A 14089-nucleotide genomic window follows, 5' to 3' on the forward strand; every position below is an offset into this window, starting at 1 on the left:
AAGAACGAGCAACGGAACAACACTGATGGCAGTTTGTGTTGAGTTCAAGAATTGTGCAAACTGGAATTTATTACTCCAAAATAACCGGAAGCATAATCATAATAATTCCAAATAGGGCAAATAGAATACCACCTATTTTTGTTGTTTTCAAGTAAAACTCAGATGGTTCATCTGCACGATAAGATTTCCATTCTTCTGTTAATTTCCATATTAAGCCCGGCTTTAAGAAGATAAACATACCTAACGCAAAGATTATGATTCCACCACCAATAGACCACCACATATTTACCACCTCCTTTAGCAAATTCCGATTTTTCAATTCTGTCAATAAAAATTGTTCTATACAAATTCTGCACCTGCTTCATGTAACTTTTTAAAGTACTTATTCTTGTTTTTCTTATACATTGTTCCGATTGCAGCTTCATTCACGATTACTTTATATCCATTTTTTATAGCACCTAATGCTGTCAGTGCAACACAAGCCCCACCATCTACACCCACAACTTCAACATATTCAATATTGTGTTTTTTCAGCAATATATCAAGTCCAGAATTAGTAAATGCATTACCTTTATATTTTATGAATATATTATCAGATACTATATGCAATTCTTTAGCAAAATCAACATCTTCTGTTCCTTCATATGCATGAAATGGTGCAAACTTATTTATCAGATTCTTCTTCATTACATTTTTTATATAAATAACCAATAGTGCTTTTTCACAGTTCTTTACCTCCTATATCTACCATTACAATTCTAATAGATAATGCGGAAATGAAAATTTCAGTTATAATGAAAGGTTTATGTTATAAAAAATACCGATCTTAATTCTCCACTATTTACGGATTAATAAGACCGGTATTTATTTCATTTTTTAATTAGCAATTAATCCCGACGTAGTGTAAACTTTCCTACCAGATCGTTTAATGTATATGCCTGTGCGGATAATTCCTCACTGGTAGCAGACGATTCCTCTGCTCCCGCAGAGTTCGACTGCACTACTTCCGATATCTGATTCACACCAAGTTCTGCCTGTTGCATCGCCTGTGCCTGCGCAGCAGACTCTTCACTCAATCGTTTTGCATCTGTCGCAATCTCCTTGACTCCCGTAACGATCTGCTCCAGAGATTCCGCTGCTACCTCCACTGCCTGGTTGCCATTCTCGATCTCCTGCAGCGATCCCTCGATCAGGCTTCTGGTATCTACTGCCGACTGTGCACTCTGTTCGGCCAATTTACGGATCTGTTCTGCCACCACTGCAAATCCCCGTCCGGCTTCTCCTGCTCTGGCCGCCTCAATTGCCGCATTCAGAGACAACAGGTTCGTCTGACTCGCAATATCTTCAATGTCAGCAATAATATTCTGTATCTTTTTAGATGTTTCATTGATTCGGTCCATTTCCTCCATCAATGACCTCATCTGCGTATGCCCTGCATCCGCCTGCTGTGCATAATTCTCAGCCTTTTCCGTCGTCCTCTGCAGTTCGCCGGCTGTACGTGACACGGCATCTGTGATATTCGTAATGGTTGCCGTCAGTTCTTCCACAGATCCTGCCTGCTCTGTTGCTCCTTCTGCCAACGCCTGGGCAGATTGTGCAAGATTCTCCGATCCGGCAGATACCTGCTTAGCGGCCTCTTCTACCTGCTGTAAGGTACTGTTCATCTGTCGGTTCATCTTACGCATGGCATCTTTCAGTGCCACAAACTGTCCTACATATTTCTCTTCGATCTTAGTACCGATGGCATAATTACCCTCCGCCATCTGTCCCAACAATTCTCCTGCATCCGTAATGATCAGATTCAGGTCAGCAGCCATGCCTTTTGCGACCTGTATCATATAGGATATCTCATCTTCCGTGTTTCTGTCCGGGAATGCACTATTCAGATCTCCCTGTGCAAAAGTCTGAAGTCGATCTGCCAGCGCTATCATCGGTTCTTCGATATTTCCTGCCATTTTCTTGCCTAATACCACAGAACTCCAGAAAGAGGTCACTACGATAACCAGAATCGCGATCAGCATAAAACGCTCCATATGACGCAGATCTACCTCCGCCTGATCTCCTTTTTCGACGCACAGATTCATCAAGTCTACAAACTCCGCGTATATCCGTTCGTACTGTGCGGTCAGCTCTCCGATATCCAGATCCTGCGCCTTCAGATATCCGTCCTCGTCATCGGAAGTAGCCAGTTCCAATACCTGTGCATCCAATTCCCAGTACCCGTCCAGTTTCTGTAATACTTTATTATAGGCATCCCTGCCTTCGGTGAATTTGATTGAGCGGTTCAATTCATCTATGTAAGTCTCAAACGCTTCCTTTTTCTGGTCATGCAGTTCGATCTGCTTGTCTATCACTGCTTTGTCATCATAGCCTACTACTGCACGTAATGCGCTCCGGCTCTCCGAAAATGCCGCGACCGCTTTACCGATATCTCCCTGTGTAAATCCGTATTGGCTCAATGCCTTTTCATACTGCATCGCTGCGATCAGTAGTACTACGATTCCAATAACTGCCGCAATCGCACCGATTATTGCTACTTTCACAAATCCTTTCGTCAGTTGCTTTTTAATACCTTGTTGCTTTTGTGTGGCCATATAAAGCTCCCCCCTAGTTTATCCGTTAAATAAGCTGCCGTAATCGACATCTTTATACAATAGTAGCACATCCCCTTTCATTATTCAACTGTACGAGATGGGTTTCCAGAGCTTTTGCAAGACTGAAACTTGACTTTGCAGTTCATGTAACAGTTCTTTCATGTACTCCGACCTCCCATTACATAAAAATCCAGTTTTTCATTTATCATTCTGATTTCTTCCTCTTTCTGCTCATGTATATCCAGATTAAAATTTTCCTTATTATAAAAGGCATTCTCCATTCTCTCTGCATTCTTCCGCCGGTCCTCATCAATGATATGGCCATATACCTCTGTTACCATGTCCGCCTGTGCATGTCCGGAATCCCCCTGGACTGCTTTGATATCTCCACCGCTCAGTTTCAGTTTGTATGTGACACTTGTATGGCGCAGACTATGAAAAACCACATCCGGAAGACCTTCTTTATATCAATAAGGCACTGTGCCACAAATCCCGGTATATAAACTTTGCGCTCACTGGTATCGGTCTTTGGTGTTTTCAGCACCCTGACCGTCTTATTATTCTTCCTTTGGGATGGGAAGATCAGAATGACTTCTTTTGAATCCAGCTCCTGAACAGCTTCCTTTGATACACGCTCCACCTGTTGGTTAATAAAGACATATGCTCTGTTCTCTGAAATAGCTTCTTCTGATATATCCACACAGTCCCATGTCAGCCCAAGCAGCTCTCCTATTCGGACCGTTGCTGCGAATGCCAGATGAAATGCTACTTTGAGCCATTTATTCTCACACGCATCTATTGCCGGGATAAGGTCTACACCTTCTTTATGGTGTAAGATTGTCTTTTCTATATTCAGTTTTTCATCATTCACAATGTTCATCATCAGTGTTCTGTCAATGACACTTCCTCCTTTTCCCTGAACGAAAAAAATCGCCCAGACTAGAATTTTTAATCTAATCTGAGCGATGCCTCGTCAGGCCTGTTTTCTTCAAGCAAGAAAAACATTTTTACATTCATTGACAACCTAAATCTTATCCTACACTTTAGTTATCTCCATTGGGTGCTTGGATAGATTTAGTTCTTGTTGCATTTTTACGATCATTGTTGCAAAAAATCGATGTTCCCGGCGGGAATTGAACCCACAACTAGCGCTTAGGAGTTCAAGCCCCCGTTGGAAACCTATATTATTTTGAGTTAGGATAAGTCAATGAAATCATTGATTTTTCTACCCTTCCTGTAAATCCATGTCAAAATAAGAAAACTGAAAATCATCTAAGTTAAGCACCTCTCGCTGACAAATGAGTGACATTGTCACCCTGAGGGTTCAACCATTCCGTTCCTGCGAATTCATATTTATGGCTACCATTCTCATTTAGCAATGCAGTAATGATAACACTGTTTTCTTATTAGATTACTTATATTATAACGTGTACGAGGTCGGATGTCGATTGTTTTTTGACCATTATTTACTTCTATTTGCTTTAACTTAAAAAGCCGTAAGCTAATGCTCCCAGCTTTACATTTTTTATTCCATCAGTTTTACAAACTTGAAGTTATAGTGCAATCTTTTTCCATTTTCTAATCTTGGTTCTAAAGGTTCCGAACGGAGCAACTGTATTAACATGTATGAATTTGTATACTTCCCAGACAGCTGTTTTAGTTGCTTCGTCAGCCCATTTTCTCATATGTGGTTTAAATAATTCTTCCTCACTCAGAGAATCAATCATTACATAAATAGAGTTGATATTCTCATTCAATCTGTCTTTCAATTCTTGCAGTGACAGCTGAGCATATGTATCTGTGAACCATTGATATAATTCGCCAAGCTGATTCCACTTAAAATTATCCGAAGGAGTTTTGACAGGAATACCCTTTCTTTCGTCTGATTCCCATTTAATAACAAGAGTTGTCCAGCCAACCTGATAAGCAAGATTTTCTGCCGGAGTTCGATCGATCTCATCAATTCTCTTATCTTTTAAATGCTCCGGAATATCATTAAATTCTGAAATATACTTTGCAAAGCTTTTATTTATCTCGTTTTTAAGTTCGTCTTTATTCTCATATGTTCTCAATAGTCTATCTCCTCAGCTTCCGATTTTCCAGTTTCAAAAAAAGGATTTTTCAAATTAGTCTTTGCAAATAACCTTTGAACCTTCACCATCAATTACAATTCCCTGATGGTTGTTAATAGGGCATAGATTCAAATCCGAAAACTCAGTCATTATTTTCTCGGTAACTTTCTTAAATGGTGCTGTAAGATAATGCGGAAGAACATAGAAATCAATCAAATCAAGCCCTGCATCATCTTCTTGTGAGTAGTCCTCCGGCTTTTCATCCATTTGCTCGATATATTGGATGCTTGGAGCGCATATAATTGCGCCTGCCGACTCGCCGATCATCAATTTTCCATTTGCCAATTCCTTTTTCAGCAACCCATCAGTTCTTGTTTTACGGAGTTGGTCCATAAGAAAGAATGAATTTCCGCCGGTAAAATATATCACATCTGCATCTTCAAAAACAGACTGTATCGTTGAATAAGCCTCCGTTGAAATATCAATTTCAGTTACGATTGCTCCCAACTTTTTGAATAATTTTCGAGCCGAGCCGACATAACCGGTGTAGCCTTCACGCAACGAAGCTGTTGGAATAAATGCGACTTTCTTATTTTCAATTTCTTCCTTTATCAGACTTCCTACACTTGAAAAGTGCGAACATAAAAATAGTTTCATCAATATTCTCCTTTATAAATTCCGATTTTAATGTCTCTATTATACCATAATGATACTATTATAAAAAAGGAAAAAGAGCTCCTTCGAGCTCTTTTGATTCAGTTCTGTAAACTGGAAGTTGTTTATCCAAAATGAAATGGAATAACCATATCAAGTAAAACTGCAAGAACTATACTAATCGTTCCCATTAGCGCAGAACTCCTCAATGTGTCTCTCCTCAAAACAATAAGTCCAATAATAAAGACTATCACTTCCAAAACAGATTTTGCATTAAAATACCAGCATCCATATACAAAGCACATATTGAACAATACTGCCAAAATCAGCGCCGATAGTATAAGTGCCAATTTGCTTTTCCCCCTTGCATACCAGCAGGCAAAAGACAATAATGGAGAAACAGCTGTAAATCCAAACCAAATCACCGCATAACTTCTTGGAAAAAATCCTGCAATATAGTTTGAATACAAATAGTAACTTGCAACCATACCAATAAAGAATGCAAAAACATTAATGCTTGCTCTTATTGCAGAATTGCTATAAATAGAAATACACAGTGCAATCAATACCCAGATTGCAAAACGTCCAAGGAAATTATGAACATCTAATGCTCCATCTATTGCCATAAGCACACTGGGAAGTTCAGCTTGACGAAAATCCAAAAATTTTGAAAAAGTCCCCAAAGCTATTCCAAGGAACAATACAGCTATAGTATTTATAATTTTTCTATTATTAGATATTGGTTTTTCTACATTCCTGATATCATTCAAAAACTTTATCATAATTACCCTCACAATTTTCGATTTCTCAGTTTCAAAAATTGGAAGTTATGGCTTTAACTTTTTCCAAATAATCAGCTTTAGGATAATACATACGACCACCACAACGACCACCATGGCACCATCCAACAGTAACTCTGTGTACCACGGTGCAGACTGCATGACATATAAATTTGGATAAGTTTTAAAGTGCCAGAACTTATAAATTCCGTACCCAATAAAAACTCCTATGAATGAACCAATAACGATGTTTAAAAAACAATTTAATTTTCTCAGCATGGCAGTGCACCCCTTTCCAAATTACGATTTATAGACTTCTCGTATATATATTTTACCACATACTTTTTCCAAAGGCACTGACTTCTCAACCCTTAATTTTCATCTCTGCTATTATACGTTCTTCCCTCTGTCTCTCTTCACAATAATCCCAGAAGTCTTTCAATGCTTCCTCATCCGATTTCCACGGCAATGGTATGGGATCCAATTCATCTAATCGCTTCACAAGTTTGCGTACTTCTTCGGTATCAAACTCCTCATCACTTGCCTCCATCACATAAAAATCCAGTTTTTCATTTATCATTCTGATTTCTTCGTCTTGACCTCCAGGTATCCGTCTTCTCTCTTATCAGCACCAATCACCTTTGCGATGGACTGTGCCACCGAAGGCTTCTCGGCGATTACTAATTTATATGACATTTCATTCCTCCTTTTGTGGTAAAAATAGCACCTTAACCTTTGGAGCTAAAGTGCTGTATAAAACGATTATTAAATTGTTTACTAGTCAGATAAACTGAAAGTTTCACCTTATCTGGTTAAAACATGTTTGCAATATTTTGTACATCCACATTTTGGACAAGTTAACTTTCTTTTGGTAATTGTATGTGGTCCCATAACATAGGATTTCATATCAGGAACAAATCGCTCCTTACATTCAGGACATTCAAAGGCTCCTGCTTCTCTGTCTAATACACATGCAATAGCGATTCCCATTACCATTATTACAAATCCAATCCCCATCAATAGCACTCTAGTCCATACCTGCATTTCAAACATTCCCGCAACAACAAATAAAGGTACTGCTGCAACAATTACCAAAACACTAACCATTGCAGACATTATAATCTTCTTTTTACTCTCTTGAGCTTCTTTCACTAAATTCACCATATTTTCCTCCGCTTTCTTTTTATAATCCATCGCTTGCAATCTTTCACCAGATAGAAGTTCATTTATTGTAATTTCTAGTTCATTGCAAAGTGGAAGTAACAATGATACTTCTGGGAAACCATTACCTGCTCGTGTCAACCCCAGACCAAAAAAAAATTGATTTTTTTGTACCCTCAAATATCACTTTCCATTATACCTGCTATTGCAGTATATTGAAAGCAATATTTATGCTTGCAGAAGAAAGGAGTGCCACATTCTCTCGGCACTCCAAACTCTGTAACCATCCATCTTACTTGAAAAATGGATCATCTGTATTCCATACAATCTCTATATTGTCCTCTCCATTGATGATCACTTTTTTGATTACCTTCTGGATTTTCTCTCTGTCAAAAGATTCCATATTGATGATACTTTCTAACTGTGTCTCAAACTTACTAGAAGAATTATCTTCTGGCGGTATTTCTGTTTTAAGCTGTTCGATTTCCTGATGCAATTCATCAATCTGCTCCACCATCGCCTTTGAACGCTTGACATACTCTTCTCTTGTGAGCTTGTCATCCTTATAATCAGAATACAACATCATCTTTTTACTGCTGAGGCTCTTCACCTTCTTTTCAAGTGTTGCAATCTTTTCTTCCGGAGATACTTCTTTCGATTTACCAGCTTTCTTTATTCCTTTCTCATCCAGATAAGCTGTTGCATACATATTTACAATTTTCATGATTGTATCTTCAACCTTGGTAATTTCCACCCTGTTGCTTTTGCATGGAGAATTTTCCTCAATTCTGGACGAGGAACAAAGAAGAATGTCACCTTTTACCCTTTTGCTGGATACCAAGGCTCTGCCACATACCCCGCAATAATAAAACGGATTATAGTTTCTCTTACCACGCTTTGGACGAATATATTTTTTTGAATTAGCATGTGCCGTATCAAATAATTTCTGAGTAATAATAGGTTCATGACAATTCTCTATCACAATCCATTCGTCTTTAGGCACATAGGTTGAAGTGTTATTGCTGCCTACCCTCTTCTTTGTTTTATTCCATATCAGTTTTCCAAGATAAACTTCATCGTTTAATATATCGTGGATAGAAGAAGTACTCCACAAGCTTTTCACTTCAACTGCATGGAAAAAGTTTTTGCTTCCTTTTTTCTTCTTATATGCGGATGGTGTATCAATACCGTGAGCATTTAAGTAATTTGCCACTTCCGTTTTTCTTTTGCCCTGTGCGGTCAGTTCAAATATCAGCTTGACCACTTCTGCTGCTTCCGGATCTACAATAATCTTATGCTTATCACTTGGGTCTTTGACATATCCATACCTTAACTGACCACTAATGTTCTCCCCATTCAGTATCCTTGTGTGCTTTGCAGAACATATTTTATTGGATAAGTCCCTGCTATAAAGCATATAAATTAAATTCTTAAACGCAACATTCATACCACCGGTGGAACCATCATAGTTATTGCTGTCATAATTATCATTAACTGCAATAACCCGTACCTGATAAAGTGGAAGTATCTGCTCCAAAAGACTTCCAACTTCAATATAATCCCTTCCGAGTCTGGATAAATCCTTTACAACAATGCATGATATTTTTTCAGCCCGGATATCCTCCATAAGCTTCATATAGCCTGGTCTTTCAAATTTTGTTCCAGTAAATCCATCATCACAGTATTCCTGTACCTTCGTATCCTTAAGCTCCGAATGATTTTCAATATATGCTTTTAACAATTCCCGCTGGCTGGATATACTGTTACTCTCCTCTTTCCGATTTAATGATACATCTTCATCTTCCATAGAAAGGCGAATATACATAGCAGTTATCTTACTCATTCAAATCACCTTCTCTCTTATTTTTTACCTGTAACAGTTCTTCCAGACAATCATCATAAACCAGATTTACGGAAATTCTGCCACCTTCAAACACCTGTACCTTGTCAACAAATGCATCTGCCAGCTCTTTGTTGAGTTTTCTGCATTTCAGATATTTATTGATAAGATTTTCCCAGTCCGCATCAATCTTATAATTCTTTGAATACAAGTTCTGAGATATTAAAAGATTATCTATCTCCTTCTTCAAAGCTTCGCTTTTTAAAAGATACTGCTGCTTTAATGTCAGATATTCACTCTCATTAATCAAATGTTCTGAATAATCTCCATATAACTCAGAGAACTTGCGGTTTACCTTCTCCAGTTCCCTGCGCTGTCTGGTAATGGCTTTTTCATACACATCGTATTTTTTCAGTCCGCTGCTTCTTGCATTTAATTCCCTTATTACTCTTAATGCGTCAATACAGCAACGCATATGATTTGAAATCTGAGCAAAGACAGCGTTGTTGACATCCTCCTGATTAATTTTGTGTCTTGAACATGCCGGATTAATACCATCTGAAAAAGTTCCACAAAAATATACATACGATTTTGTTGTTCTTGGAGAAAGTCTCATACCCTTGCCACAGTCTCCGCATACAATTTTTCCCTTTAGTAAATTCTTTTCATTAGGTGGGTGTTTTGTAAACTCTTTTGCAAAATAAGCATCCGAGATTTCCTTTACTCTTTCCTGTGCCTTTTCAAATGTCTCTTTGTCAACAAGTGGCTCATGCGTATTTTCAACAATGACCCATTCACTTGGATCTGTTGCATGGAGTGGAATATTATTGTATTTCTCAATTACTACTTTCCCATGCACCGCCGAACCAATGTATGCCTGATTTGTCAGTATTGACTTAACTGTTGTTTTGGTCCATACACCATTGGTTTTTACATTCTGCTGGTAACCAAGAGATTTTAAATACATCAATGGTGACATTATTCCTTGCTCATTCAGATATTTTGCAATTGGTGTGTAACCTTTGCCATCTAAAAACAATTTATAAATAAGCCTGACATTTCCAGCAGTTGCTTCATCCACAACAATTCTGTTCTTCTCCGTCTTGGATTTCAGATATCCATATGGAGCAAAACCGCACATATATTCATCCGTAGTCCATTTTCTACGATGTGCAGTTGAAACTTTCTTGGAAATATCCTTTGCATAAAACTCATTTACGATATTTTTCAAAGGCATCATAAGGTCTGTGCCCGGTCTGAACGAGTCAAAATCATCCGTAACAGCAATGAATCTTACATTGAGAAAAGGAAACACTCTTTCAATGTAGTTCCCCATCTCCACATAATTTCTTCCAAGTCTCGATAAATCCTTAACAATAATACAGTTAATTCTTCCTGTTTTTGCATCCTCAAGCATTCGCTTAAAATCCGGTCTTTCAAAATTAGTACCGGTAAAGGAGGCATCATAATATTCCTCTTCAATTACAATATCTTCGTGATCTTTGACATAATTCTTCATAAGTTCCATCTGTGTTTCGATTGTCCCTCTCTCAATGTTCTCTTCCTTTTCATGGGACAGTCTTGCATATAATCCAGCCTTAAAAAGAACCTTCTTCTCTTTATCCGGTAAGGCTGTGTTTTCCTGTAGCATCATATTTTTTCTGCTTTTTCTTGCCATATTACACAGCCTCCCTTCTGCTGATATTTAATTGTCCACCCGGTTCTTTATCTACTTGATAACCCAGTTTTTCGACCGATTCTAATAACTGCTTATAACAATCATCAAAATCAAATACGATCTCAACCTCTTTATTCTCTGAAACTCTTACTTCACAAATCAGTTTTACAACCACGTCCCTGGTCAGTTCCTTAATATCCTTGTATTCGGTAAAATAATTCATCCAGAGATGCTTATCATCCTTCTCCTCAAGAATTAAAGCAATGTCTCTCTCAATCTGGCGAATTATTTCTTCTCCCTCTTTTGCTTTTTTCAGATATGCCTCATGAAGTTCAAGATATTCTTCTTTAGTAAGAATTCCGTCCTTCATATCTTCATACAGTGAAGTTTTCAGTCTTTTACACTTCTCAACTTCCTCAAGTTTTTTCTGTTTTCTTGCTTCAAGACTTTTTACATCAAGCTGCTGGAAAGGAATTGTTCCAATATAATCAAGTATTTCTTCCAGATTCATTACGTTTTTGATATGAAGCTTTAACATTTCAAGCACCGTATCCTCTAATAACGATACTGATATTGAGTGCTGTGAACACTGCTTTGTCAATTTATGATTAGAGCAGATATAGTAAGCGTATTTCTTATCACCTGCTGTTGTAATTTTTCTTGTCATTGGTGAACCACAGTCTGCACATACTGCAATACCTGAAAGATTATAGACCATATCTGAATCCGGAGATATTCTCGTATCCATTCCCAACAACCTTTGAACAATCTCAAAATCCCTGTCACTAATAATCGGCTCATGATTTTTTTCGATTCTTATCCAGTCAGATTCCGGCTTAACAACCTCCTGCTTCACTTTATGATTTGGTGTCGTTCTTTTGCCTTGAACAAGATTTCCAATGTAAATCTCATTTTCAAGAATCCTGCGGACCGTGACTGAACTCCATACCGATTTTTCATTCTGTAAAAATCCGGTCTGATAACCGCTCCCTGTGCTCTGCTTATATTCCATAGGTGCAAGCACACCCTCATTATTCAACTGTGTTGCTATTGCATCCTGACTCATTCCGTGAAGCTTTAGCCGAAAAATTTCCTTCACAATACCGGCTGCATAAATATCAATAACCAGCTTATGTTTATCATCATCCGATTTTTCATACCCATAGGGAACAAATGCACCGATATACTCACCATTTTTTCTCTTTACATCCAAATGGCTTCGTATCTTTATACTGATATCCCTGCAATATGCATCATTGATCAGGTTTTTAAACGGAATAATAATCTCATCCCCCTGTGACTTTCCAGTCACACTGTCATAGTTATCATTGATTGCAATAAACCTTACACCAAGAGCCGGAAATAATCTTTCGATGTATCGACCTGAATCAATATACTCGCGTCCAAAACGTGAAAGATCCTTTACCACCACACAATCAATTACTCCTCGCTTAATATCTTCCATCATCGTCTGAAAAGACGGACGGTCAAAATTAGAGCCGGAATAACCATCATCCACATATTCTTTAACTATTCTAATGTCCTTTTTGTCTGCAAGGAAATTTCGGATGAAATCCTTTTGATTTGAAATACTATTACTCTCAGCTTTTGCGCTGGTAGAAACATCGCCATCCTCCTTAGATAATCTAACGTAGATGGCTGCATGATAGATTTTTGAGATTTGTTTACTCATATCGCAACACTCCTTTAAATATTCTACGTCAGATGTACCCAACTAAAATATCAAAGGAAGTTATGCCATATTCATTTAGTCCTTGAACATATCATAGCACAACTCCCTATCATTTTCCATATGATTCTGAAAAAAGATTCTAAACTGTAAGCAGCATATTCTTGAAAGCTTCTTCTATGGAAACTCCATTATTGGCAAAGCTTACTTTAACTTTCATCTTCCCCACTCTCATCATATAGGGATTCCCAACTTTTCTTATAAACTTCTGCTGTCTCTTTTCAATCGTATCATTCAGATCAGCATGATAAGATGCCATATCGGGCATTTCATTAATCTTGACATCACTAAAATCAGTATCAAGCAATGCTCTGTATTCTTCTGCTGTCATAAAATCTATCCCCCCTTTCAGTAAAAATGCCACCCATAAAATACAGGTGGCTATGTAACCCGGAGCAAATGCCCCGGTAATATTTAATTGTACTTTTCATATGCCCCAATCTGGATTTTTACACATTCAGTAATCTTATCAAGTAGTTCCGTATCTGAAATTGAAGCAACTACCCTCTCAATCTGGACATTTACATCAATGGATACAATCTGCTCACATAATGCCATACTGTCAAATACCTCAAAATCTGTGTCAGTAACCTTTACCTTTGCAGCCGGTATTGGACAGTGGGTTGGCAGATATTTCTTTTTCCATGTTTTTGTGGACATGGCTACTGCTGTGACAACCGGTGAATACTGATTTGCTTTGTTATTTGAGATAATAATATAAGGTCTTGTATACTTCTGAATGCTCCCTTTACTTACTGACTCCAGATTTGCAATAACAATATCGCCCCTGTTCAGTTTCATCTATGTCATTCCTCCTGTTCCCTGATATATTCTTCTGCCTCATCCTCTGTCGGACAGGCAACAATCCGTTTCCCATATTCATCAATCACTACTGTTTCGCCCGGAAATATAATCAGTTTTAATTTTCTATTTTCTTCTGTCATATCATTCAATCGAGTAGGAAGAATTTCTCTTAATTGAGAAATTCCGACCTCTCACACCACCGTACGTACGGTTCCGTATACGGCGGTTCAATCAACTTAACAAGTAACACACTTTTCGATGTAGTAATCTAACATTGAAATTAGTCCAAATGAGGCTAATCTTTTGTTACTTATAGCAACATTTACTGCGCCTTTGTTACATACATAAGCTATTCTTTTACCTGTGTATGCAACTCGTCTAGCTGTGTTTCTGTCTATTCCAAGTTTTACAAGGTTCTTCTCTTGATTCTGCGGTGTTTTCCATTGTTTCCAAATGCACATGCGAAGCCGATAACGGATTCTTGAATCTAATTCCTTGCATAGTGTTTTCATACTGCCTATCTTGAAGTAGTTAATCCAACCTCTTATGAGCTGATTAAGCTTCTCCACTTTATAGCTGTTGCTAACACCCCAACTACGGCATGTGAGTTCTTTCATTCTCTTCTTAAACTTCGCTACTGATTTAGCATGTGGTTTTGCCTTAAACTGATGTGCTCTTGGATCAAAGTAGAACCCAAATCCAAGGTATTTAAGTCCGCTTGGTCTGTCTACTTTACTCTTAGTCATGTTGACCTTGA

General features: G+C 38.0%; 17 protein-coding genes and 1 pseudogene. All 18 read right to left on the bottom strand.

Annotation, left to right across the window (positions count from 1 at the left end):
* Nucleotides 1-70 precede the first annotated feature (70 nt).
* A complete protein-coding gene (locus tag LKD41_RS07880) occupies nt 71-283 on the bottom strand; it encodes a DUF6199 family natural product biosynthesis protein (protein ID WP_015517695.1) in 213 nt (70 codons plus the stop codon).
* Between the two features lie 56 nt (nt 284-339).
* The gene (locus tag LKD41_RS07885) at nt 340-711 is read right to left on the bottom strand and encodes a cysteine hydrolase family protein (protein WP_227700871.1); all 372 of its coding nucleotides are present in this window, start codon (nt 709-711) and stop codon (nt 340-342) included.
* Between the two features lie 176 nt (nt 712-887).
* Nucleotides 888-2594: a methyl-accepting chemotaxis protein gene (locus LKD41_RS07890; RefSeq protein ID WP_227700872.1), complete on the bottom strand. Its 1707-nt coding sequence runs from the start codon at nt 2592-2594 to the stop codon at nt 888-890.
* A 158-nt stretch (nt 2595-2752) separates the two neighbouring features.
* A complete protein-coding gene (locus tag LKD41_RS07895) occupies nt 2753-3040 on the bottom strand; it encodes a hypothetical protein (protein ID WP_227700873.1) in 288 nt (95 codons plus the stop codon).
* A complete protein-coding gene (locus LKD41_RS07900) occupies nt 2995-3477 on the bottom strand; it encodes a hypothetical protein (protein ID WP_227700874.1) in 483 nt (160 codons plus the stop codon). The genes LKD41_RS07895 and LKD41_RS07900 overlap by 46 nt, the downstream gene beginning before the upstream one ends.
* Before the next feature lie 670 nt (nt 3478-4147).
* Nucleotides 4148-4666, bottom strand: a complete 519-nt coding sequence (locus LKD41_RS07905) for a ClbS/DfsB family four-helix bundle protein (RefSeq protein WP_117805328.1) — start codon at nt 4664-4666, stop codon at nt 4148-4150.
* 54 nt (nt 4667-4720) lie between these two features.
* Nucleotides 4721-5323 carry a Type 1 glutamine amidotransferase-like domain-containing protein gene (locus LKD41_RS07910; RefSeq protein ID WP_015534087.1) on the bottom strand — a complete coding sequence of 201 codons (603 nt, stop codon included), beginning with the start codon at nt 5321-5323 and terminating at the stop codon, nt 4721-4723.
* Nucleotides 5324-5445: 122 nt separating this feature from the next.
* Nucleotides 5446-6102, bottom strand: a complete 657-nt coding sequence (locus LKD41_RS07915) for a hypothetical protein (RefSeq protein WP_055264055.1) — start codon at nt 6100-6102, stop codon at nt 5446-5448.
* Between the two features lie 361 nt (nt 6103-6463).
* Nucleotides 6464-6679, bottom strand: coding sequence for a histidinol dehydrogenase (locus tag LKD41_RS07920; RefSeq protein ID WP_227700875.1), 216 nt, complete (start codon nt 6677-6679; stop codon nt 6464-6466).
* Nucleotides 6680-6699: 20 nt separating this feature from the next.
* Nucleotides 6700-6795 (bottom strand): annotated as a pseudogene (locus LKD41_RS16040) (DNA topoisomerase III); the annotation flags it as partial.
* 108 nt (nt 6796-6903) lie between these two features.
* Nucleotides 6904-7440 (bottom strand): transcriptional regulator, encoded by a 537-nt coding sequence (locus tag LKD41_RS07925; RefSeq protein ID WP_227700876.1) that lies wholly within the window; start codon nt 7438-7440, stop codon nt 6904-6906.
* Between the two features lie 112 nt (nt 7441-7552).
* Nucleotides 7553-9103 carry a recombinase family protein gene (locus LKD41_RS07930; RefSeq protein ID WP_227700877.1) on the bottom strand — a complete coding sequence of 517 codons (1551 nt, stop codon included), beginning with the start codon at nt 9101-9103 and terminating at the stop codon, nt 7553-7555.
* On the bottom strand, nt 9096-10778 hold the full coding sequence (locus LKD41_RS07935) for a recombinase family protein (protein WP_006859317.1): 1683 nt from the start codon (nt 10776-10778) through the stop codon (nt 9096-9098). Before LKD41_RS07935 ends, LKD41_RS07930 begins: the two co-directional genes overlap by 8 nt.
* Nucleotide 10779: 1 nt before the next feature.
* Nucleotides 10780-12471 (bottom strand): recombinase family protein, encoded by a 1692-nt coding sequence (locus LKD41_RS07940; RefSeq protein ID WP_006859318.1) that lies wholly within the window; start codon nt 12469-12471, stop codon nt 10780-10782.
* A gap of 139 nt (nt 12472-12610) precedes the next feature.
* Nucleotides 12611-12859 (bottom strand): DUF6870 family protein, encoded by a 249-nt coding sequence (locus LKD41_RS07945; RefSeq protein WP_015559318.1) that lies wholly within the window; start codon nt 12857-12859, stop codon nt 12611-12613.
* Nucleotides 12860-12942: 83 nt separating this feature from the next.
* Nucleotides 12943-13329, bottom strand: coding sequence for a type II toxin-antitoxin system PemK/MazF family toxin (locus LKD41_RS07950; protein WP_006859319.1), 387 nt, complete (start codon nt 13327-13329; stop codon nt 12943-12945).
* A 5-nt stretch (nt 13330-13334) separates the two neighbouring features.
* Nucleotides 13335-13472, bottom strand: coding sequence for a hypothetical protein (locus LKD41_RS07955; RefSeq protein WP_006859332.1), 138 nt, complete (start codon nt 13470-13472; stop codon nt 13335-13337).
* A 96-nt stretch (nt 13473-13568) separates the two neighbouring features.
* A partial coding sequence (locus tag LKD41_RS07960) for a group II intron maturase-specific domain-containing protein (RefSeq protein WP_304621910.1) occupies nt 13569-14089 on the bottom strand: 521 nt, incomplete at its 5' end.

This window comes from Roseburia sp. CLA-AA-H209 (genome assembly GCF_020687575.1).
GTDB classification, from domain to species: Bacteria; Bacillota; Clostridia; order Lachnospirales; family Lachnospiraceae; genus Roseburia_C; species Roseburia_C amylophila.

Excerpts from the sequence above, each read along its gene's own strand:
- LKD41_RS07880 (WP_015517695.1), bottom strand. The coding sequence starts at position 283 with ATGTGGTGGTCTATTGGTGGTGGAATCATAATCTTTGCGTTAGGTATG.
- LKD41_RS07900 (WP_227700874.1), bottom strand. The coding sequence starts at position 3,477 with ATGATGAACATTGTGAATGATGAAAAACTGAATATAGAAAAGACAATC.
- LKD41_RS07935 (WP_006859317.1), bottom strand. The coding sequence starts at position 10,778 with ATGGCAAGAAAAAGCAGAAAAAATATGATGCTACAGGAAAACACAGCC.
- LKD41_RS07890 (WP_227700872.1), bottom strand. The coding sequence starts at position 2,594 with ATGGCCACACAAAAGCAACAAGGTATTAAAAAGCAACTGACGAAAGGA.
- LKD41_RS07940 (WP_006859318.1), bottom strand. The coding sequence starts at position 12,471 with ATGAGTAAACAAATCTCAAAAATCTATCATGCAGCCATCTACGTTAGA.
- LKD41_RS07915 (WP_055264055.1), bottom strand. The coding sequence starts at position 6,102 with ATGATAAAGTTTTTGAATGATATCAGGAATGTAGAAAAACCAATATCT.
- LKD41_RS07930 (WP_227700877.1), bottom strand. The coding sequence starts at position 9,103 with ATGAGTAAGATAACTGCTATGTATATTCGCCTTTCTATGGAAGATGAA.
- LKD41_RS07945 (WP_015559318.1), bottom strand. The coding sequence starts at position 12,859 with ATGACAGCAGAAGAATACAGAGCATTGCTTGATACTGATTTTAGTGAT.
- LKD41_RS07950 (WP_006859319.1), bottom strand. The coding sequence starts at position 13,329 with ATGAAACTGAACAGGGGCGATATTGTTATTGCAAATCTGGAGTCAGTA.
- LKD41_RS07955 (WP_006859332.1), bottom strand. The coding sequence starts at position 13,472 with ATGACAGAAGAAAATAGAAAATTAAAACTGATTATATTTCCGGGCGAA.
- LKD41_RS07910 (WP_015534087.1), bottom strand. The coding sequence starts at position 5,323 with ATGAAACTATTTTTATGTTCGCACTTTTCAAGTGTAGGAAGTCTGATA.
- LKD41_RS07920 (WP_227700875.1), bottom strand. The coding sequence starts at position 6,679 with ATGATAAATGAAAAACTGGATTTTTATGTGATGGAGGCAAGTGATGAG.